Raw genomic sequence first — 21,898 nt, 5'->3', positions numbered from 1 at the left:
TGTATATACAATAGCTGAGTATAGACAAAGCGCGACGATCGTCTTGAAGGGCAGGCTGTTTTTTCAGGGTAAATCCCGAGCACAAACCTTTGAGCTACTTGCGCTGCAAGCCGCTTGGTGGCAAGGTATACGCTAATAAACCCGAGTCATAATTCATTCAAAGGTGCAGGATGCCTGGTTTTTTCGGCATCCTGCGTTATTTATTGCAAGCTAGAAAGTTTGCATATGAAGTATTTAATCGTTCTTCTTCAGGACTTCCCCGAATCATGGATACCCTCTCGCAGTCTTTTACCTTTTCCCAACGTGCCCAGAAACTGAGTGGCTCCGCAATTCGTGAAATTCTCAAGGTCACTGCGCGTCCCGAGATTATTTCCTTTGCGGGCGGTCTGCCCACTCCAGTCGGCTTTCCTGTCGAGGAAATGCAAAGCGCGTTCAACAAGGTACTGAGCGAGCAGGGCCGTGTGGCACTGCAATACACCACGACGGAAGGCTATCTGCCCCTGCGCCAATGGTTGGCAGAGCAAATGAGCGCCGAAGGCGCTCCTGTGGACGCCGACGAAATCCTGCTGGTGAACGGTTCGCAGCAAGCCCTGGACATGCTGGGCAAGCTGTTCATTGATGAAGGCAGCAAGGTGCTGGTGGAGTCGCCCACTTACCTGGGCGCTTTGCAGGCTCTGTCTGTGTACGATCCTTCGTTCGTGGCTATTCCTACCGATGGCCAGGGCATGATCCCCGAGTACGTGTCGGCTCCTGAAGCTATGGGTGCCCGTCTGCTGTACGCACTGCCCAACTTCCAGAACCCTACCGGCCTGCGCCTGCCTCTGGAGCGTCGTCAGGACCTGGTAGAGCGATGTGCGGCTGCGCATATCCCGATCGTCGAGGACGATCCCTACGGCGAACTGCGTTACGCCGGCGAGCGTCAGCCCAGCCTGCTGTCCTTGGGCCGCAAAGCCGGTGCTACCGTGATACGCCTGGGTACCTTCTCCAAAGTGCTGGCTCCTGGCCTGCGTCTGGGCTACATCGTGGCTCCCGCCAAGATCATCGACAAACTGGTGCAGATCAAGCAGGCCACGGACTTGCATACCTCCACACTGACACAGATGGCTGTTTACGAAGCCGTCCATAACGGTTTCCTGGAAAAGCACCTGCCCAAAGTGCGCGATATTTACCAGAAACAGTGCGCCATCATGCTGGACGCCATGGACAAGAACTTCCCGACGACGGCTCAATGGACCCGTCCTGAAGGCGGCATGTTCATTTGGGTGACCTTGCCCGAGCATGTGGATGCGACGGTCCTGCTGCAAAAAGCCATTGAGAACCTGGTGGCCTTTGTTCCGGGCGAACCTTTCTACGCCGGCAAGGACGTCAAGCGCAACACCCTGCGCCTGAGCTTTGCCACCGTGCCCGAGGAAAAAATTCGCGAAGGCATCGCCATCTTGGGTAAACTCATCAAGGAAGCCTGATCGCCGTTTGGCAGGCAAGGGACGCAGACTGATGGGTCTGCGTCTTTTCATGCGCTGGCCCGGCCAGCGCTGTGGTTTTCAGCGCCAGCCATTGCGTTTTGCCTGCTCCCAGAGCATGAACAGGTTCCTGGAATCCACCGCATACCCTCTGCCAGAGGGTATGCCTGTTTTCAGTCTATGGCTTGAGGCCTGGATTTAGGTTTTACCTCTATGACATCTCCATCCGCTTCGGAATCTTCCCCGCGTCCTGATCTGTCCGATATGCGCCCCAACAATGACTGGGTGGCCCGCTATTTGCCAGCGTCCTGGGGGCCGTATGCCCGTTTGTGTCGGCTGGATCGGCCTGTCGGCACCTGGCTGACCCTCCTGCCCGCTCTGGCCGCTCTGGTGCAGGCAGCGGACGGTATTCCTACCCTGTGGCGTTTGGTGATCTTTTCTCTGGGCGCCTTGTTGATGCGCGGTATTGGCTGCTGCTTTAACGATATGGCGGACCGTAATTTCGACCATCAGGTTGAACGTACCCGTTTCCGGCCCTTGACCAGTGGCCAGATCACCATGCGTCAGGCGGTGATCTTCGTGCTGGCGCAAATGGCCGTGTGTGCCTTGCTGCTGCTGGCTATCAATGAGTACAGCCGTTGGCTGGCACTGGCCCTGTTCCCGATCGTGATGATTTACCCCCTGTGCAAGCGTTTTACCTACTGGCCGCAAGTGGTTCTGGGTATCTGCTTTAACTGGGGCATGTTGATGGCCTGGTCCGATACGCAGAACATGGTGCCTTTTGGCGCCATCCTGATGTGGGTGGGCGCGATTTTGTGGCAGGTGGGCTACGACTCCATCTATGCCTATATCGACATGGCTGACGATACCAAGCTGGGCCTGCACTCCACGGCTCTGCGTTTCCGCGATGCAGGCAAAACCTGGATTAGCGGTTTTTACATCGCCGCCATGGCCTGCTGGCTGGTGGGCGGTTTTCTGCTGAACGAGCGGATTTTGTATTACGTGGTGATGGCCGTCATCGGCATTCATCTGCTGTGGCAGATGCGGCAGTTTGACGTGCGCTATCCCGAACGAGGCCTGCGCCTTTTCCGTGCCAACATCTGGGTTGGTGTGTTGCTGGTGGTGGCCGCTTTGGCTGGCACGATCAGCCTGGCTTGATCCGCATTCAAGCAATTTACGTAAAGCTTTAAAGGTTTGAAGAATGGCCTCTCCTCTTGAGTATGTCGCAACGGCGCTATTTGCCATTGCCATCGTCCACACCTTCTCGGTTCCGGTATTCGCCCGCCTGGCCAATAAAGGCGGCAGCCACGCGGGGCTGTGGCACATGTTGTCCGAGGTCGAGGCCGTGTTTGGCGTCTGGGCCTGTGTGCTGGTGGCCTATATGGCCGTTTTTGTGGATTTGCAGTCCGCTATCGAGTATCTGGAAACCCGCAACTTCACCGAACCCATGTTCGTGTTCGCGATCATGGTGGTTGCTGCCAGCCGTCCGATTCTGGAACTGGTGAACAAGACGGTGTCGGTGCTGGCGCGTGCCGTGCCCGTGTCTGACAAGATTTCCACTTACTTCATCACTATTTCGATAGTGCCTCTGGCCGGTTCCCTGATTACCGAGCCTGCTGCCATGACGTTGGCGGCGCTGCTGTTGCACAAAGCCTATTTCCGTCACCAAGGCCATGCCGGTTTTAAGTATTTGACCGTGGGCGTACTGTTTGTGAACGTCTCTATTGGTGGCGTGCTGACTGCCTATGCAGCCCCCCCGGTCTTGATGGTGGCCAGCACCTTTGGCTGGGACACCGCCTTTATGGCGACGCATTTTGGTTGGCGTGCTGTCATGGCCGTCTTGATCAATGCCACCCTGGTCACCCTGGTTTGCCGTAAAGCCTTGATGGAAATGGGGCAGGGCATGCCTGAAACAAAACAGGCACAGCGTTCAGTGCCCATTACCGTCATGGCCATTCACGTGGCTTTCCTAGTGGCGATTGTGCTGGGCGCGCATCACCCCATTGTGTTCATGGCCCTGTTGATGCTGTTTATTGGCTACGCTCACTCCTACAAGCATTATCAAAATCCCTTGCTGGTGCGTGAGGGCCTGATGGTTGGCTTCTTCCTGGCCGGCCTGGTGGTCCTGGGCGGTCTGCAAAAGTGGTGGCTGCAGGATCTGCTGGGCGGCTTGTCGCCCACCGTGCTGTTCTGGGGGGCGACGGCCTTGACGGCAGTAACGGATAACGCGGCGCTGACCTATCTGGGCTCTCTGGTGGAAGGCACCTCGGATATCTGGCGCTATATGCTGGTGGCCGGTGCGGTTACGGGCGGTGGTCTGACCGTGATTGCCAACGCGCCCAACCCCGCCGGCTTCTCCATTCTGAAAGGCAGCTTCCCGGATGGTGCGATCTCGCCTCTGCGTTTGCTGCTCAGTGCCATGGTGCCAACCCTGGTCGCAGCCTGCATGTTTTTGATCTGAACCGGATGGCCGCCAGGGGCGGCCTGTCTGGCCGGGGCGAAGTTCAGTGCGATTGAACGCCAAAAGGGCTAAAATCACGGCAGAAGCGCCCCTGGGAACCCTTTGCGGTTGCTGATTGAGCGGGTCTCCGGCTTGAAATTGGCTGGTTTCGACCCTACTTATTTGTATCTCGAAGTTTGTTTCGGCTTTTTGTTAGGATGAGTCGTGCCTATCTATGCGTATAAATGCAGCTCGTGCCAATACGAAAAAGATGTGCTGCAAAAAATGTCGGACCCCGTTTTGGAGGTTTGTCCAGAATGTAACCAGCCTACCTTTACCAAACAGGTAACGGCGGCCGGATTTCAGCTCAAGGGTACGGGCTGGTATGTAACGGATTTTCGTAACCAGGGTGGCAGCAAGCCCGCGGACAGTGGCGCTACGTCCACACCCGCGCCTGCGGCGACACCAGGTTCCTCATCGTCCAGCTAACACCACTTCTTATGCGCCCCTTCAAGCGTTATTTCGTCACTGGCCTGCTCATCTGGGTGCCCTTGGTCATCACCGTTTGGGTGATGACTTTGCTGATCGAAACGCTGGAGAGCGTAGTGCCGGAGTTTCTGTCTTCGCAGGCCCTGTTCGGCCTGCGGATTCCCGGCTTTAGAATTGTGCTGGTGCTGGCCGTCTTGTTTGGCACGGGTTTGCTGGCGGCCAATTATCTGGGCCGTGCCGTTGTGGATCGTTGGGAATTGCTACTTGGGCGTATTCCTTTGGTGCGTTCCATTTATAATTCCGTCAAACAAGTCAGTGATACGGTGTTGGCACCCGATGGTCAGGCGTTTCGCGAGGCCGTTCTGGTGCAGTATCCCAGGGCTGGTTCCTGGACCATTGCCTTTTTGACCGGCACGCCGGGCGGACAAGTGGCGCAGATACTGGGAGAGGACTTTGTCAGCGTCTACGTGCCCACCACGCCCAACCCGACTTCCGGTTTTTTCCTGATGATGCCTCGGGCGGATGTACACAAGCTCGACATGACAGTGGATGCGGCGCTTAAATACATCGTATCCATGGGAGTGGTCAGCCCTACTGAGCCGATCGCTTTGCCCCCTGTTTCTGACCAGCCGGAGGGTCCTGAAGGGACACCCCCCTTGGCTGGAACCTGAATTTTCCAATTTGCAGTTTTTACTATTTCGGAGTCATCCTAGATGCGTACGTGTTATACCGGCGAGGTTTCCAAAGAATACCTGGGCCAGACGGTCAATTTGTTTGGCTGGGTACATCGTCGCCGCGACCACGGGGGTGTGATTTTCATTGATCTGCGCGACCGTGAGGGTCTGGCGCAGGTTGTCGTCAACCCTGACAACGTGCAGGCCTTTGAAGTGGCCGAACGTATCCGTAATGAGTACTGCCTGCGCATTACTGGCCGCGTTCAGGCTCGTCCTGAAGGCACCGTCAACCCGGACCTGCGTTCGGGCGAGATCGAAATCGTTTGCGACGAAATCGAGATCCTGAACGCTTCGGTCACGCCTGCCTTCCAGCTGGATGATGACAATCTGTCCGAAACCACGCGTCTGACGCACCGTGTGCTGGATTTGCGCCGTCCGCAGATGCAGAACAACCTGATGCTGCGCTACAAAGTGGCCATGCAATCCCGTCGCTACCTGGACGACCTGGGTTTCATTGATATTGAAACCCCCATGTTGACCAAGAGCACCCCTGAAGGCGCTCGCGACTACCTGGTTCCCTCGCGTGTGAACGCAGGCGAATTCTTTGCATTGCCCCAGTCGCCCCAGCTGTTCAAGCAGATGCTGATGGTGTCGGGCTTTGACCGTTACTACCAGATCACCAAGTGCTTCCGCGACGAAGACTTGCGTGCTGACCGCCAGCCTGAATTTACCCAGATCGACTGCGAAACCTCTTTCCTGAACGAAGAGCAGATTCGCGATATTTTTGAAGGCATGGTCACGCACATTTTCCGCACTGTGCAAAACGTGGAACTGCCCAAGTTCCCCACCATGAGCTGGACTGAGGCCATGCAGCGCTACGGTTCGGACAAGCCTGACCTGCGCGTCAAGCTGGAGTTCGTGGACGTGGCTGACCTGATGCGTGAAGTGGACTTCAAGGTCTTCTCCGCACCGGCCAACGACCCCTCCTGCCGCGTGGTTGCTCTGCGCATTCCTGGTGGTGGCGCCATGCCGCGTAGCGAAATCGACGCATACACCAAGTTCGTCGGCATCTACGGTGCCAAGGGGCTGGCTTACATCAAGGTCAACGATGTGACCTCGATTCCTGAAGGTCTGCAGTCGCCTATCGTCAAGAACATCAATGTTGAGGTTCTGAAACAGGTGATGGAGCGCACAGGCGCCCAGAACGGCGACCTGATCTTCTTTGGCGCTGACAAGGCCAAGATCGTGAACGATGCGATTGGTGCCCTGCGTATCAAGATCGGTCACAGCGAATTCGGTAAGGCGAACGGTCTGGTTGAAGAAGGTTGGAAACCTCTGTGGGTGGTGGACTTCCCCATGTTCGAATACGACGAGGGTGAAAACCGCTACTTTGCAGCTCACCACCCCTTCACCAGCCCCAAAGACGGTCACGAAGACCTGCTGGAAACAGATCCCGGCAAGGCCTTTGCCAAGGCTTACGACATGGTGCTGAACGGTTGGGAAGTGGGTGGCGGCTCGGTCCGTATCCACCGTGCTGACGTTCAAAGCAAAGTGTTCAATGCCTTGAAGATCGGCCCTGAAGAAGCACAACTGAAGTTCGGCTTCCTGCTGGATGCGCTGCAATACGGCGCGCCTCCACACGGTGGTCTGGCTATGGGTCTGGATCGTCTGGTCACCCTGATGGCCGGTGCCGATTCGATCCGTGACGTGATTGCTTTCCCCAAGACACAGCGTGCTCAGTGTCTGCTCACCCAGGCCCCATCGGCTGTGGACGAGCAGCAGCTGCGCGAGTTGCACATTCGTCTGCGGGCTGTTGAAAACAAGTAAGTCAGAACGGGGGACGGCGTGTCAGTGATTCGGGTAGTTAGCTACAACATTCACAAAGGCCGCTCGGCTTCGGGCAAACGGGAGTCTTTGGCGGATCTGCGCCTGGGACTTTACGGACTGTCTCCCGACTTGTTGTTTTTGCAGGAAGTGCAGGGGCGCAACCAGCTGCAAGGCAGTCTGGACGCCCAGCACGAATCCCTGGCCGCTGCCTTGCGCATGAATACGGCTTACGGGTGTAACGTGGTTCGCCCTCATACGGACCACGGCAACGCCTTGCTGTCGCGCTTTCCCATTCTGCAGTACGAAAACCAGGACATTTCTGACCATCGTATGGAGCAGCGCGGTTTGCTTCATGCCGTCATTGATGTCGATGGCCGTCCGGTGCATTGCATTGTGGTGCACCTGGGATTGTTCAACAGCGGCCGAGTTCGTCAGGTTCAGGCCTTGCTCGATCGCATCAAGCGCATTGTCCCAGCGGACGAGCCCTTGCTGATTGCAGGCGACTTCAACGATTGGAATAACCGCCTGGCACCTATCTTTGTGCAGCAGTTGAATCTGTACGAGGTATTTTCGTTCTCGCCTCGTGGTCAGGCCGATAACCGTTTCCGACTGCGTCAGCCCATCAAATGGCTGCGTACCATGCGCAAAAGCGGGCTGGTCGTGCCGGATCAAGGCATTCAGTTGGGCGTGAACGGTGCCGCACGCATGACGCCACCGCCTCGTACCTTCCCCGCGGCATTTCCCTGGCTACGTCTGGATCGCGTCTACCAGCGTGGTTTTGCAGTGCGTAATGCCCGTGTACTGGTGGGAGACCCCTGGAAACAGTTGTCCGACCATGCCCCCATCCTGACCGAGCTGGAGCTGCCGTAAAGGGGCGTTCAGTGGTTTCTTAACGCATAGGCCTAGCAAGCATGCCGAGTCTGAAGCGCGATCCACTATGGCACGCAGGTAATCAAATCACCTTGCTGCAAAACGGCCAGGAGTTCTTTCCGGCCATTTGCGAAGCTATCGATCAGGCGAAAAAGCGTCTGCATCTGGAAACCTATATCTTCAACCTGGATGACAGCGGTCACAGCGTTCTGGACGCCTTGCGACGAGCCTGTGAGCGGGGTGTACGCGTACGTGTGGTGATTGATGGCTTTGGCAGTGATGTGCATGCCTTGCAGATTGCCGAACAGTTGAAGGCCATGCGTGCCCGCTACCGGATTTATCGCCCCAAACCCCAAGGGTGGCGCGAACCGCGCTTGTCCTTGCGACGTTTGCGCAGACTGCACCGGAAAATGCTGGTGGTCGATGAGCGCATTGGATTTGTGGGGGGCATCAATATTCTGGACGACTTTGATGAGGTGCCCCTGATCAATGGACAGGGCAGGCCGCGCTTTGATTTTGCTGTACGCTGCGAAGGGCCCATTGTCGACGATATGGTGCGTGCTCAGCAGGCTTTATGGCTGCGCATGGCCTGGCGCAGACGCAAGGATTGGGACAGCTTCACCCAGCGCTTTACCCTGTGGCGTGAATGGCGCAAGCGGCGTCAGGCGCGCAAGAAGGCGGAGCAGGCCGGGCAGGTTTTTGAAGGAGTACGGGCCTGCTTGCTGCTGCGGGACAATGTGCGCCATCGGCAGCAGATTGAGCAGGCGTATCTGCACTTGCTCGGCAAAGCGCAGGAGCAGGTGGTGCTGGCCAATGCCTATTTCTTTCCGGGCCGTACCTTGCGTCGCCGTATCGAACAGACGGCGGAACGAGGCGTGCGGGTGCGTTTGTTGCTGCAAGGCCATGCCGAATACTTCCTGCAATATCGGGCCTGTAGATTCATGTACGGGAAGTTGCTGGATCATGGCATCGAACTGTACGAGTACAAGGCCAGCTATTTACACGCTAAAGTCGCCGTTATCGACGATTACTCCATGGTGGGCTCGTCCAATCTGGACCCGTTCAGTCTGCTGTTGGCGCGCGAGGCTAATGTGCTGATTCAGGATGTGCCTTTCACCCAGGACCTGCAGGCCAAGCTGGAGTACGAGATCGAGCATAATGCAGCGCGCGTCTACCCGGAGCAGTATCAGCGGCTGGGTTTGTTCAGTCGACTGGGCGATTATCTGGCTTATGGCATGTTGCGCTTGGGCGTGCTGCTGACGGGTAAATCGTCCTTGTATTGATGCCTGCCAGGTGATTTGTACGGGTCTTTACCCATACAAGGTGCCGCCAGCCGGGCAGCGCCTTATAAAATACTCTCTATACTTTAAGAGTTTGGTCCCGAAGGACCGAGTTTGCCGTAACCATAATTACTTTTACCCGGAGGGTGGACCACATGAAAACACGTGCAGCTGTTGCCTGGAAAGCGGGCGCTCCGCTAACGATTGAAGAGGTCGATCTGGCAGGTCCCAAAGCGGGCGAAGTGCTGGTCGAAATCAAGGCGACGGGCATTTGCCATACCGATTACTACACCTTGTCGGGTGCTGATCCAGAAGGTTTGTTCCCAGCGATTCTGGGCCATGAAGGTGCAGGCGTGGTGCTGGATGTAGGTGCTGGCGTGACTAGCCTGCGTCCCGGCGATCACGTGATCCCTCTGTACACGCCCGAGTGCCGCCAGTGCAAATCCTGCCTGTCGCGCAAGACCAACCTGTGTACCGCGATCCGTTCGACTCAGGGCAAGGGCCTGATGCCCGATGGCACCTCGCGTTTCTCCATTGGCGGCAAGCCAGTGCACCACTACATGGGCACATCGACTTTCGCTAACCACATCGTGGTGCCGGAAATTGCCTTGGCCAAGATTCGTAACGACGCACCTTTCGACAAGGTGTGCTACATCGGCTGTGGTGTGACCACAGGTTTGGGCGCTGTGCTGTTTACCGCCAAGGTGGAAGCGGGCGCTAACGTGGTGGTGTTCGGTTTGGGCGGTATTGGCCTGAACGTGATCCAGGGCGCCAAGATGGTCGGCGCTGGCAAGATCATCGGAGTGGACATCAACCCCGAGCGCGAAGCCATGGCTCGCCAGTTTGGCATGACCGATTTCGTGAACCCCAATGAGGTTGAAAACGTGGTCGACCACATTATTCAACTGACTGACGGCGGCGCGGATTACTCCTTCGAATGTATCGGCAACACCAAGGTGATGCGTCAGGCACTGGAGTGCTGCCACCGCGGCTGGGGCCAGTCCATCATTATTGGTGTGGCCGAAGCCGGTGCCGAAATCTCCACCCGACCGTTCCAGCTGGTCACAGGTCGCGAATGGAAGGGCTCTGCCTTTGGTGGCGCTCGTGGCCGTACCGACGTACCTACGATTGTGGACTGGTACATGGATGGCAAGATCAATATCGATGATCTGATCACCCACACTTTGCCGCTGGAGCGCATCAACGAAGGCTTTGACCTGATGAATGCAGGCAAATCCATTCGTTCGGTGGTGATGTACTGATAGACGTCGCTTGAAAAGGGCGCAGGCAGTCGCCTGCACCCTTTATCCCGGTTTCAGAGCTCGTATGCTGCCCTTGGGCGTGCCACGGGCTTTGGACCGGATCTGCAATTGAGAACACGAGGGGGCTATGACTCAGACACTGGAACTGCTCAACGAACACCGCTGTTTTAATGGTTGGCAGCGCTACTACCAACACGCTTCGCAGACAATTGGCCTGCCCATGCGTTTTTCTGTGTACATGCCGCCGCAACTACAGGCCAGCGCTCAGAAAGGGGCTGCCAGCCTGGCAGAGGCTATCGGGCAAGGCCGTGTGCCTGTGCTGTTTTTTCTGGCAGGGCTGACCTGCACGGAAGAAACCTTCATGATCAAGGCCGGTGCCCAGCGCTACGCTGCCGAGCACGGCATCATGCTGGTCACTCCCGATACCAGCCCGCGTGGCGCTGGTGTGGACGGGGAGGACGATGGCTGGGATCTGGGAACCGGTGCCGGTTTTTATCTGGATGCCACTGAGCCCGGCTGGAGCAAGAATTACCGCATGGAAAGCTATGTGACCCAGGAGCTGTTTGATCTGGTCACGACTATCCTGCCCGGCGACGCCCTCCGTGTCGGTATCTTTGGTCACTCCATGGGCGGGCACGGTGCCTTGACGCTGGCTTTGCGCCACCCTGGCAAGTACCGCTCCGTGTCGGCCTTTGCGCCTATTGCTGCGCCGACCCGCTGCCCTTGGGGCGAAAAGGCCTTTGGTGCCTATTTGGGTCAGGATCGCCAGGCTTGGGAACAACACGACGCCAGTGCCCTGATGGCCAAGACCAGTACGCCGTATCCTGCCGGTATCTTGGTGGACCAGGGCTTGAGCGATGGCTTTCTGGCCGAACAACTGTATCCGGAAGTATTCGAGCAGGCGTGCGAGCAGGCCAAACAGCCTTTGACCCTGCGCCGTCACGACGGCTATGACCACGGCTACTACTTCATCTCGACCTTCATTCAGGACCATCTGAATTTCCACGCCGAGCGACTGTGATCGCTGGATAAACAAGGTCGCACTTTGTTATTTTCAGGTGGGTGTTAAGGCGTTATTCTCGGGCAGCCACGGTTTTTTGCCTGTTTGTGGCGTCCTGCCCACCGATTTGCCGCAGTTTTCCCTCCAGTAGTGAACTTTTTCTTGCTGCGACGCTCTTATTCCTGTACTCGAAATTTTTAGCACTCCAGACCATCGAGTGCTAAACTCAATGATTGTTGAAATACGTTTTCTGCGGTTTGAGAGCCTTGTTTAGTGCTCTCGCCGGCTGACTTTTGAAGGATTTTCCATGACACAACAAGCGAACGCTTTGGCCCTGACGTCTGGTAATGAACTCGTCGCCGCCGTGTCTAATCCAGGCGCACTGGGGACGATCGAAGCGTATATTTCTGCTGTTAACCGCCTGCCCATGCTCAGCGCCGAACGCGAAACCGAGCTGGGTCAGCGCCTGCGCGACCAGGATGACCTGGATGCTGCGCGTGAACTGATTTTGTCGCACCTGCGTCTGGTGGTCTCCATTGCCCGCCAGTACCTGGGCTACGGCTTGCCGCATGCCGACCTGATTCAGGAAGGTAACGTGGGCCTGATGAAGGCCGTCAAACGCTTTGACCCCGATCGCGGTGTACGTCTGGTGTCCTTTGCCGTGCACTGGATCAAGGCCGAGATCCACGAATATGTCGTGCGCAACTGGCGCATGGTGAAAGTGGCCACCACCAAGGCCCAACGCAAACTGTTTTTCAATCTGCGCCGCATGCGTCCGGACGGTCAAACGCTGGATACGGCCCAGGTAGACGCGATTGCACGTGAACTCGATGTGCGTCCTCAGGACGTCAGCGAGATGGAAGTGCGTCTGTCCGGTCACGATATGGCCCTGGAAGCCCCGGCCAACGACGACGATGACAATTTCGCGCCTATCTCCTACCTGTCCGATGAAGGACACGAGGAACCCACACGCGTGCTGGAGCGTCGTGCCCAGGACATGCTGGAAGGCAGCGGCCTGGAAGAAGCGATCGACACGCTGGACGAGCGTTCGCAGCGCATTGTGCGCGCCCGCTGGTTGCAGGACGATGGCGGTGCCACCTTGCACGATCTGGCCGCCGAATTCGGCGTGTCGGCAGAGCGTATCCGTCAGATCGAAGTGGCGGCGTTCAAGAAGCTGCGCGTCGCCTTGGCGCCTGCGGCTTAAGTCGTTTTAAAGAGTTACAACTTTTCGGGGAATCTGAAGAACTTAAGCTGATCTTCGCGGACTAAACAATACATTTGCTGATTTTTGCCACCTATGCAATTCGGCATTTGCGCATCCGCTTCGGCTTCTCCTCTTCCCCTCCCTTTTGAAGCGGATGTTTACGGGACACCAGCTAGGTGTCCCTTTTTTTTGCCCTGATTTTTCAGCTATTTTGCCTGCCGAGTCAGACCGACCCGGCAGGCAAAAACGGTTAGAAGGTCAGAGCGGCACGCAGCCAGACGGTGCGGCCAGGGTCATTAAAGCGGCTTGCTGCGCCAAAACCAAAACCACTGTTCCCGGCCAGATTCAGGTGTTCGCCGTAAGTTTTGTCGAACACATTATCCACACCGGCTGTCAGGGACAGATTGCGGTTGATCTTGTAGCCGCCATACAGCGACAAGGTGTTGAAACCACCCGTAGGCCCGAAGTCGTAACCCACCACATTCCCTTGTCCCTGCGAATAGCGATTTTGCTTGGCCACAATGCGCCAGACACCGCCGGCAGACCAGGGGCCTTGCACATAATCCGCTGTCAAACGCAGATCCAGCGGGGGCATTTGCGGCAGTGCTCGGCCATCCGTACTGTTACGGCCCCAGGCATAGGCCAGGCTGCCGCCCAAGGTCCAATTGGGCGTCGCTTTCCAGTCCGCACCCAATTCGCCGCCCATGATGCGGGCCTTGACGTTTCTGGCCTGGGTTTTCATGCCCATCATGCCACCGGGCAGGTAGTCGAACAGGATGTAATCCTGGATCTGGCCAATATAGGCGGAAGCCCAGGCCGAGACCGTTTCATCCTTGTACTGAGCACCAAAATCCAGCTGTGTGGTCTTTTCAGGCTGAATGCCCAGGAAGGCACTGGCGCTACCTTGCGGGCCGCTGGCCGGGGAAATCAGCTCCCAGTAGTCCGGCATGCGTTGGACATGGCCAATACCGGCGTACAGGCTCAAGGGCAGGGAATTCAGATCATGCTCGATACGCAGGAAGGCACTGGGCAGGGTTTCTCTACGGCGCTCGTTCGCACCGGGGTTGGGTTTACTCATCATGCCACTGCCCAGGCTGGGTCGCAGGTCGCGGGCACTGGCCCAATCCAGACGTGCGCCACCAATCAAACGGCTGGCGTCGTTCAGATCCCAACGGGCTTCGGTGAACAGGCCAATATTGTCAAACTCGGCATCTTTCACCCAGTCCTGATCGCGGTAGTCCTGCATGCCCATACCGCTGCGTTTGCGATGGCGGCTGCGCATCAAATCAGCACCCGTGGTCAAGGTCAGGTCCTCGCTCAAGGCCCAATCCATGCTTAGACGGCCACCCCAGGTCAGGCGGTCCACATTGGAGGCCATAGGCATGGACATGCCACCACCCGGTTTGAAGGTGCGCAGCCCGTAGTTGTCCATCACGTGATCGGCGTAGTTGTAGTAGAGCTGGGCCTCTACATTGCGCAGCACGCCTTCGTGCATATCCTTCTTGAAACGCAGACCCAAGGTTTCACGCTTGAATTTCGTGCCATCCATGCCACGACCGGCGTAGCGGGCATAGCCGTCACCCGTACCTGCGCTTAACTCCAGCAAGGTATCGGCATCCGGGGTCAGGCCAATGGCGACGTCTGTATTCCACTTTTTCCAGCGCGAGGGCACACGTTCACCATCCCCGTCCTTGTAGTCCTGAGCGCGATCTTGATTGGCAGTCAGGCGGGCATAGTAAGAGGCATTGCCAGCCGCAAAGTCCACATTGCCTGCGTGACGGCCAGCCGAACCGCCCAGAATACTGGCGTCCAGCGTGGCGTCGTTCTCGGTAAAGCCGGGCGCTTTGCGTTCGAAGCGTACCGTCCCGGCAGAAGCACCCGGGCCCCAGCGCACGCTTTGAGGGCCCTTGATGATGGTCAGTTCATCAAAGGATTGGGGCGAAATGTAGGAGGTTGGCGCATCCATGCGTGACGGGCAGGCACCGGGCATGGAGCTGCCATTGGTCAGCACATTCAGACGCGAGCCAAACATGCCACGCAGCACGGGGTCCCCGTTGCTGCCGCCATTACGAATGGCGGCAAAGCCAGGAATGGTTTTCAAGTAATCCGTGCCGTCGCTGGCAGGCAAAGGCAAGCGGGGCAGTTTGGGGTTGGTGCTGAACTGCAAGGGGGATTCAGGAGCCACCCCGGTCACCACAATGGGGCTCAGTTGTTCAATAACGGTGGATTGGGCCAGGGCCATAGAGGGCACGCAGGCCAGCACACCGGCGCTGATCAGGCCGGGGTTTATTAATTTCTTCATGACTAAATTCCGAAGAGCAGCCGTCGTCCAGCGGCAAACCCGCTTGGGCGATAGCAACAAAGGAGAAAAGGCGTGGCGGCAGAGCCGAACGCGGGGAATCAGACAGGAAGAAGAGAGGGCGGGGCGCGTTGCCCCACAGGCGGGCCACGAATAAAGGCCTGCGCCAGAGCGGGGCTAAGAGGGGGAAGCAGGAAGGGCCGGAACTGACCCAGGCTCAAAGGCGTGACGATAGCAATCGGCGCGGGCGTCAATGCGGCTTGCAGCATGACGCAGAACGGACAGGTGGCGCTGGTGGTGGCCTCGTCCGAATGGGACGTGGCGTCCTCGCCTAACAAGGCCGCCCAGTGCTGAATCATTTCAGGGGGAAGGCTTTGTCCTGAAGGCAGACAGAAGGCCAGCGCATACCCCTGATCTGTCTGCTTGGGCATATAGCCCGCAGGGACCATGCCGCGCAGCACCACAGCCAGTAACAACAAGCACAGGCCCAGACGATGGGGCCAGTGAGTCGCAGCGAGGAAGGTGCGCGGGAAATTCATGATGCGAAAGTATAACGAGTTATGTCAGACGTGAACTTGCGCTGGCGCAGATTTTGGCTTGCCGCCGTATCACCGTCCATTTGTGTTTCTGAATGCGGGTCCATAGGCCAAAAAACGTAAATTTTGCGAGAAAAAGATAATTCGGCGGCTGTGTGTCCGGAAAAAGGCGCTATTCTGATTCATGCGGAAAGCGGGGGGATTTTCCGTGCCGATCTGGCCTGCCCATGCCTGAATGCGTATGTACATGCCGATCGACTCAATGCCGATGACAAAGGATGTCGCGATGCAGATTGGGCAGTTTGTTTTTGGGTTGGCAGGCCTGCTGGGGCTGGTTGCCTTTATGCCGCCTTTGGCTGGACGCTTGCGACTGCCGTACTCCGTACTTCTGGCCTTGATCGGCTTTGCGCTGGGCATTTTGCTGCACCTGCATGCCTGGGCGCCCAAGATGGTGTCCGACTTCCTGGATACCTTGCAGGCCTTTGACATCTCCTCCGAGACCTTTCTCTACGCTTTCCTGCCCATCCTGCTGTTCGAGACTTCGCTGGCCATGAACTTGCGCCGCCTGCTCGACGATATCGGCGCCATCTTGATGATGGCCATCGTGGCTGTAGTGGTCTGTACCTTTGCCGTTGGCTACGCCTTGAACGCGGCTTCGTCTTATGGGCTGGTGGTCTGTTTGATGTTGGGCGCGATTGTGGCCACGACGGACCCTGTGGCCGTGGTGGGCATTTTCCGTGAAGTGGGCGCACCCAAACGCTTGTCTACCTTGGTGGAAGGCGAGGCTCTGTTTAACGATGCGGCTTCCATTGCCTTGTACTCCGTGCTGTTGGCAGTCTTGACGGGGGGTGGGGAATTAAGTGGCAGCAAGGTGTTGGGCAGCTTCCTGTTCAGTTTTCTGGGCGGTGGTGTCGCGGGTTTCTTGATGGGGCGTCTGGCCAGCGGCCTGTTTGTGCTCTTGCGCGGTTGGCCGGCTGCTGAAGTCACGCTGACCATTGCCTTGGCGTACCTGGCCTTTTTTGTGTCCGAGCACTATCTGGGCGTATCCGGTGTGGTCGCCACGGTCATTTCCGGCCTGGTGGTGGGCTCGACAGGCCGCACCCGCATGTCGCCTGCGACCTTCGAGCTTTTGAGCAGCTCCTGGACTCAGATGGGTTTTCTGGCCAACTCCCTGATCTTCCTGTTTGCCGCCATGCTGATTCCACGCCTGATGGCTGAAATCACCTGGATGCAGATCGGCCTGGTGGCCTTGCTGTTTGTGGTGACCTTGCTGGCACGGGCCGTTATGGTGTTTGCCGTTCTGCCCTTGCTGGGGCGCACCCGCTTTGGCACCCGAGTCAGTCGCCCCTATCGGGTAGTGATTCTGTGGGGCGGCCTGCGTGGCGCTGTTTCCCTGGCACTGGCCCTGGCGGTTACGGAACAGCACGCCATTCCGCATGATGTGCGCCAGTTCATTGGTGTGGCCACCACGGGCTTTGTGTTGCTGACCCTGTTTGTGAACGGGATCAGTTTACGCCCCTTGATTCGTCGTTTAGGCCTGAATCAGCTGACCCCGCTGGAGCGCCACTTGCGCGATCAGGCGGTGAGTCTGGCCTTGGAAGAGCTGCGCGACAAGACCGAAGAACTGGGTCGGCAAGAGCAGATCAAGCCACAGGTCATCGAGCGCCTGTGTACGGTGTTCGATGCCAGCCAGGCCGGTGTGGCATCCGGCCAGATCCAAAGCCTGACCGAAGCACAGAAAGTAAAAATGGGGATGGCGATTCTGTCGGCCCGCGAGGTGGAGCTGTTTTACGAACTGCTGAAATCGCAGATTGTGGATTGGAAAACAGCCGAGTCCTTGTTGAGCCGCGCCGAACGCATGAATGATACGGTGCGTCTGGCTGGCTTGGCCGGTTTCGAGGCCGCCATTGCCAATGATTTGCGCTATTCCCGAGGTTTCCGGTCTGCTTTGCGCTTGCACTATCTGTTTGGCCTGCAAGGCTGGCTGGTGCGGGAACTGGACAAGCGTTTCTCGAACCTGATCGCCAAGCGCTCGGTGGCCCAGCGTCTGATACGTTTTGCCGAAACCGAGCTGGCTCCTTTACTGGGACAACAGGCTACGGGCACGATTGTGCAGGCTCACAAGTTGCGTCTGTCTCAACTGGAAGATGCCTTGCACTCGCTGACACTGCAATACCCGGTGTTCGCGCAGTGGCTGCAAGAGTCCTATTTGGCGCGCGTCGCCGCTTCGCAAGAACGTGCCCACTACCGCACCATGTTGTCCCACTCTCTGATTACCAGCGAGATGTACGCTGATCTGGTCAAGCAGATCACACAACGCTGGCGTTATCTGGACGAGCGTCCCACGCTGGACATGACCATGAGCGCCATGGAACTGATTGCCCAGGTGCCCATGTTCGATGGCATTTCCGAGCAAGCCAAGAAGGAGCTGGCGCGACGTTTACGCCCACGTCTGGCGCTGCCAGACCAGAAAATTCATCTGCGTTATGGTGGCATGCGTGTCATGTTCTTTGTGGCGTCCGGGGCGCTGGAACTGACTTTGCCTGATGGTAGCCTGGTGGAACTGGGGACAGGGCAAACGATTGGTGAAGTCAATGTCGTGGAACATAGCGACCACGTTGGTGAGGTGCGCTCCCTGGGCTATAGCCGCTTGCTGATGCTGACTGAGCGTGATTTCGATACCTTGCGTGGCAAAGATCCCATCTTCAGTGAAAAGATCGAGGCCGTGGTGCGACAGCGCCAACGCGCGTATCAAGTGTGGCAGGAGTTCGAGTCCGGCCAACGCCAACATGAGGAACTGCCACCGCTGTTTGGTTTGGCTCATGCCTTGAGCGAGGCAGAAAGTTTTGTAGGCCCGCCTTTACCCCCGGACTGGGTACGACAGGCGCAGCCCCCCGAGGGACAGGCATAAAAAAAAGCGAGCCGATCATGGCTCGCTTTTTTATTGGGCGTGATCAGATCAAGCGCACCCAGTGATCCAGCAGCAATGCCCCAAACAAGACCGCCAGATAAATAATGGAAAAGCGGAACAGCTTGCGAGACAGCTCATCGCTGTAGTTGCGGTGCAGTTGGTGGGCGTATTGAATGAAGCGTGCGCCCAGCAAGATCGCCGCAGCCAGGTACAACGGCCCGCTCATGCGGATGATAAAGGGCAGCAGGCTGGAAGCCATCAGGATGTAGCTGTAGAGCAGCACATGCAGCGTCGTAAAGGTCTTGCCGTGGGTGACGGGTAGCATGGGCAGGCCGGAGCGCTGGTAGTCGTGTTGACGGTAGAGCGCCAGGGCCCAGAAGTGCGGCGGCGTCCAGATGAAGATGATCAGCACCAGCAGCCAGGCTTCAGCCGGTACGGCATTGGCAATGGCTGCCCAGCCCAGGGCAGGGGGCATGGCACCGGACAAACCGCCGATCACGATGTTCTGTGGGGTCAGGGGCTTGAGAATCACGGTATAGATCACCGCATAACCAATGAAGGTGGCCAAGGTCAGCCACATGGTCAGCGGGTTCACCCAGTAATACAGCACCAGCATGCCCATGCCGCCCAGCAAGCCGGACATGGCCAGCACTTGCGGCGGGGTAATGGTGCCGCGTGCCGTACCGCGCCGAGCGGTGCGCAACATGCGGGCATCAATCTGGCTTTCGATCAGGCAGTTGATGGCAAAGGCGGCAGCCGCCAGCATCCATATGCCCAGCGTACCCGCGACCACGGTGCCCGGATCGGGCAGGCCGGGAGCAGCCAGAAACATGCCGATAACGGCACAGAAAACAGCCAGCTGGGTGACTCTGGGTTTAGTCAGTACCAGATACTGGCGCAGGAGCGAGGCGGGAGCCAGGGTAGCGGTGTTTGTCATACTGTATTCCTTGGGGGACAGTCGACTTGCGGGAAAGCCGTACCAACAGGGTGACGCAGCATAAAACGAGACCGGCAGCTCCCCCATTATGCAGGACGGCAATCAAAAGAGGCCATTGGAAAAAGATCGTGGTTAACCCCGTGATGAGCTGGGCCAGCAGCAGCAAAAGCACCAAAGTCGCGGGGCGACGCAAGATGGGATCGGCGCGTAATTTCCACGCAACGGAACCCAGAACCAGAAACACCAGAAAGGCCATATTGCGATGGACCCAATGGATGGCGGTCAGTGCAGCCTGGGAAATCATCTCACCTGAAGGCAGCTCGCCCAACGCGCGGAACAGCGAGAACCCGCCGTGCAGATCCATCTCCGGTATCCATTGACCGTGGCATTGCGGGAAGTCCATGCAGGCCAGCGCCGCGTAGTTGGTGCTGACCCAGCCGCCCAGACCAATCTGAATCGTCAGCAGGATAAAGGCCCCGATCAGCCAGGGTCGCCAACGGCGGGTTACAGGTGAGACTGGCGGTCCTGGGTTTTCGCGCACGGCCAGCCAGGTCATCAAGGCCAGCACGCTCATGCCACCCAGCAAGTGGGTGGTGACAATAATGGGCATCAGCTTGTGAGTGACGGTCCAGGCACCAAAGGCCCCTTGCACGCACACAGCCAGCAAGGTGAACAGAGCCAGCCGTGCCGAATGCCCCAGCGTATGGCGATGCCGCCATGCCATCCAGACAATGGCAATGATCAGCATGCCCAAAGCCGCGCCCACGTAGCGGTGGATCATTTCAATCCAGGCCTTGCCCCAGCTGACCGGGCCATAGGGCATGGCTTGATAGGCTTGTTCGATATGTGCGCCCGCGCCCAGCGGCGTGAGCTTGCCATAGCAACCGGGCCAGTCCGGGCAACCCAGGCCCGAATCTGTCAGACGCACAAACGCGCCGAACATGATCAGGTCCAGGGTCAGGAACCAGGTCAGGTAAACCAGCTTGCGGTAGCGTTGGCGGATATCGGCCATGAGCTTATCCGATGCGTGAATTGTTCAGCAGTTTGCGAATGTCGGTGCGAACCTTGAGCGGGTCGGCATCGTCGGGGAACAGCATCATCAAATTGCCATTGGGGTCGATGATCCACATGCCATTTTTGACAGCTTGTTCGGGGGCCTTGCCAGCGGCTTCAGGGGCCAGGAATTCGGCCAGCTGGCGCGGGTCCGCACGCAGCATATGGGTGCCTTGATAGGCCTCCAGAATTTGCTCTGAAGGCTGGCCCTGGTCAGTCACAAACCAGACGCGTGCCAGGCGTTCCACGTTCTTGCCTTGGCTGGCGTGGGAGTTGCGCAGAATGAACAGCTTGCGCACGCAGCTTTCGGGGCAGGCGCTTTCATCGGCGCTGACCAGTACCCAGCGACCTCGCAGTGATTGCAGATCAAAAGCTTCGCCTTGCAGATTGCGCAGGGGCAGTGCGGCAGGTTCAGGCACGCTGCGTTGAGGCTGAATCAACTGGCCGTAGGCATTGCTCTCGTCTGGCCGCAGTCCCAGTGATGGCATGTAGTAGGCAGCCAGTGCAAACAGTACCGGCGCCAGACTGATCGCCAGCAGCAGATACAGCGGAGTCATGGAACGCGGGCGGGTAGGGGGTTGAGTCGTGTCCACGTCAGGTTTTCCTTGTAGGGGCAGAGTTGAGCCTGGAGCGTCGCAGCCATTTCCACGCTACACCGATCCAGGCACACAGGGCAATCAGGGCAAAACCGAACCATTGCAGTGCGTAGCCACGGTTCTTTTCAAAGTCGATATTCGGGTCGGGCCAATTGGTTTGCAGCTCCGAGGCGGGGGCGGTCTGGGCCAGCACGCGCGGCAGCACAGGCAGATCAATGCGGCTGCGCAGATCTTCCAGGGCCAGGTTCTGCACGACGGGGGGCGTGCCAGACGGGTCGGGCAAGTGTGCAGGCAAGGGGCTGCTGCCCAGCTCAAATAGACGCGGCACGCGTTCCATCAACTCGCCGGAAATGGTTTGGTGGCCGGATGGTGCAGCCGGAACACTAGGGGTTTGCCCCGGTACGCGAGCCAACCAACCACGTAGTACGAGCAGGCTGGAGCCCGCCAAATCGCCCTCATCCAGCACAAAAGGGGTGGCAATCCAGTAGCCCGGCTTACCTTTGAAATTGCGATTATCCAGGAGTACAGTTAACTCACTGCGCCAGGAGCCGTGCACCGCGACAGACTGCCACAAGGCACCTTTATCCAGGCTGGCCTGGGAATCAATATGAAGGGGAGCTTGCTGGCGGCCTTGTTCTATTTGTTGTGCCAGGCTTTGACGTTCCTGCGCGCGGCTCAGTTGCCAGCGCCCCAGGCTAATGAACAGCAGCATCAGCAAACCCAGACAAACCAGGGCAAGCAGGGATCGAGTCGAAGAAGAACGAGGATTGTTGCTGGACATCAATTCAACCTGAAGCGGGGGATACGTAATGCGTGTGCTAGTCCTGATCGTGTTTCTGGGGATTATTGTTTCGCTGGGTTCGGCCCTGGTGTATTTGATGCGGGACCGGGGTAATTCCAATCGCATGGCCTATGCGCTGACCTGGCGAGTGGGCTTGTCCGTGGCCCTGTTCTTGTTTGTGTTGCTGGCCCATTATCTGGGTTGGATTGAAAGCACCGGCGTGCCCTTGACCTGAAGTAAAAACCCAGGCCCGAAGAAACGGGCCTGGGGCATGAATCA

Annotated in this window: 19 protein-coding genes; 13 read left to right on the top strand and 6 right to left on the bottom strand. The window is 57.8% G+C overall.

Annotated elements, in window-relative coordinates; translation table 11 throughout:
- The first annotated feature begins 266 nt into the window (after positions 1 to 266).
- The 11 genes from OSH04_RS10775 (at position 267) to rpoH (ending at position 12,506) form a co-directional block, all read left to right on the top strand.
- Positions 267 to 1,463: an aminotransferase-like domain-containing protein gene (locus tag OSH04_RS10775; protein ID WP_266108443.1), complete on the top strand. Its 1,197-nt coding sequence runs from the start codon at positions 267 to 269 to the stop codon at positions 1,461 to 1,463.
- A 210-nt stretch (positions 1,464 to 1,673) separates the two neighbouring features.
- Entirely contained in the window at positions 1,674 to 2,618 is a 945-nt protein-coding gene (gene ubiA, locus OSH04_RS10770; protein WP_035269713.1) for a 4-hydroxybenzoate octaprenyltransferase, read from the top strand.
- Positions 2,619 to 2,661: 43 nt separating this feature from the next.
- Positions 2,662 to 3,921: a putative Na+/H+ antiporter gene (locus OSH04_RS10765; protein WP_266108441.1), complete on the top strand. Its 1,260-nt coding sequence runs from the start codon at positions 2,662 to 2,664 to the stop codon at positions 3,919 to 3,921.
- A gap of 204 nt (positions 3,922 to 4,125) precedes the next feature.
- The gene (locus OSH04_RS10760) at positions 4,126 to 4,389 is read left to right on the top strand and encodes an FmdB family zinc ribbon protein (RefSeq protein WP_266108440.1); all 264 of its coding nucleotides are present in this window, start codon (positions 4,126 to 4,128) and stop codon (positions 4,387 to 4,389) included.
- A gap of 11 nt (positions 4,390 to 4,400) precedes the next feature.
- Positions 4,401 to 5,060: a DUF502 domain-containing protein gene (locus OSH04_RS10755; RefSeq protein WP_083054980.1), complete on the top strand. Its 660-nt coding sequence runs from the start codon at positions 4,401 to 4,403 to the stop codon at positions 5,058 to 5,060.
- Between the two features lie 42 nt (positions 5,061 to 5,102).
- Positions 5,103 to 6,890, top strand: coding sequence for an aspartate--tRNA ligase (aspS, locus tag OSH04_RS10750; protein ID WP_009457464.1), 1,788 nt, complete (start codon positions 5,103 to 5,105; stop codon positions 6,888 to 6,890).
- A gap of 18 nt (positions 6,891 to 6,908) precedes the next feature.
- Complete coding sequence (locus OSH04_RS10745; RefSeq protein WP_009457467.1) at positions 6,909 to 7,760, top strand: endonuclease/exonuclease/phosphatase family protein; 852 nt, start codon at positions 6,909 to 6,911, stop codon at positions 7,758 to 7,760.
- Positions 7,761 to 7,801: 41 nt separating this feature from the next.
- Positions 7,802 to 9,043 carry a cardiolipin synthase ClsB gene (clsB, locus tag OSH04_RS10740; protein ID WP_266108437.1) on the top strand — a complete coding sequence of 414 codons (1,242 nt, stop codon included), beginning with the start codon at positions 7,802 to 7,804 and terminating at the stop codon, positions 9,041 to 9,043.
- Between the two features lie 152 nt (positions 9,044 to 9,195).
- Entirely contained in the window at positions 9,196 to 10,302 is a 1,107-nt protein-coding gene (locus tag OSH04_RS10735; protein ID WP_022983664.1) for an S-(hydroxymethyl)glutathione dehydrogenase/class III alcohol dehydrogenase, read from the top strand.
- Between the two features lie 127 nt (positions 10,303 to 10,429).
- On the top strand, positions 10,430 to 11,323 hold the full coding sequence (gene fghA / locus OSH04_RS10730; protein WP_266108436.1) for an S-formylglutathione hydrolase: 894 nt from the start codon (positions 10,430 to 10,432) through the stop codon (positions 11,321 to 11,323).
- Between the two features lie 286 nt (positions 11,324 to 11,609).
- Positions 11,610 to 12,506, top strand: coding sequence for an RNA polymerase sigma factor RpoH (gene rpoH / locus OSH04_RS10725; protein WP_009457472.1), 897 nt, complete (start codon positions 11,610 to 11,612; stop codon positions 12,504 to 12,506).
- Between the two features lie 250 nt (positions 12,507 to 12,756).
- Here the strand turns inward: rpoH and OSH04_RS10720 are convergent, their stop codons facing one another.
- Together OSH04_RS10720 and OSH04_RS10715 are read right to left on the bottom strand one after the other, a co-directional pair.
- Positions 12,757 to 14,808, bottom strand: coding sequence for a TonB-dependent copper receptor (locus tag OSH04_RS10720; RefSeq protein WP_266108434.1), 2,052 nt, complete (start codon positions 14,806 to 14,808; stop codon positions 12,757 to 12,759).
- Between the two features lie 98 nt (positions 14,809 to 14,906).
- Positions 14,907 to 15,344, bottom strand: coding sequence for a DUF2946 family protein (locus OSH04_RS10715; protein ID WP_239054864.1), 438 nt, complete (start codon positions 15,342 to 15,344; stop codon positions 14,907 to 14,909).
- Between the two features lie 283 nt (positions 15,345 to 15,627).
- Between OSH04_RS10715 and OSH04_RS10710 the strand changes: the two genes are divergently transcribed.
- Entirely contained in the window at positions 15,628 to 18,252 is a 2,625-nt protein-coding gene (locus OSH04_RS10710) for a cation:proton antiporter (protein WP_022983663.1), read from the top strand.
- 43 nt (positions 18,253 to 18,295) lie between these two features.
- Here OSH04_RS10710 and cyoE read toward each other — a convergent pair whose 3' ends face one another.
- From cyoE to OSH04_RS10690, 4 genes are read right to left on the bottom strand one after another with little or no spacing between them, the layout of a single operon-like run.
- A complete protein-coding gene (cyoE, locus tag OSH04_RS10705; RefSeq protein ID WP_022983662.1) occupies positions 18,296 to 19,189 on the bottom strand; it encodes a heme o synthase in 894 nt (297 codons plus the stop codon).
- The gene (locus OSH04_RS10700; protein WP_266108433.1) at positions 19,128 to 20,201 is read right to left on the bottom strand and encodes a COX15/CtaA family protein; all 1,074 of its coding nucleotides are present in this window, start codon (positions 20,199 to 20,201) and stop codon (positions 19,128 to 19,130) included. Before OSH04_RS10700 ends, cyoE begins: the two co-directional genes overlap by 62 nt.
- A gap of 4 nt (positions 20,202 to 20,205) precedes the next feature.
- Complete coding sequence (locus OSH04_RS10695) at positions 20,206 to 20,835, bottom strand: SCO family protein (RefSeq protein ID WP_266108432.1); 630 nt, start codon at positions 20,833 to 20,835, stop codon at positions 20,206 to 20,208.
- A 1-nt stretch (position 20,836) separates the two neighbouring features.
- Positions 20,837 to 21,619: an SURF1 family protein gene (locus OSH04_RS10690; RefSeq protein WP_060185483.1), complete on the bottom strand. Its 783-nt coding sequence runs from the start codon at positions 21,617 to 21,619 to the stop codon at positions 20,837 to 20,839.
- 28 nt (positions 21,620 to 21,647) lie between these two features.
- Between OSH04_RS10690 and OSH04_RS10685 the strand changes: the two genes are divergently transcribed.
- A complete protein-coding gene (locus OSH04_RS10685; RefSeq protein WP_266108431.1) occupies positions 21,648 to 21,854 on the top strand; it encodes a twin transmembrane helix small protein in 207 nt (68 codons plus the stop codon).
- The last annotated feature ends 44 nt before the right edge of the window (positions 21,855 to 21,898 follow it).

This window comes from Alcaligenes nematophilus (genome assembly GCF_026344155.1).
Lineage (GTDB): Bacteria > Pseudomonadota > Gammaproteobacteria > Burkholderiales > Burkholderiaceae_B > Alcaligenes > Alcaligenes phenolicus.
The sequence above is the reverse complement of the archived record's forward strand: the minus strand, read 5'-3'. Positions and strand labels throughout refer to the sequence as shown.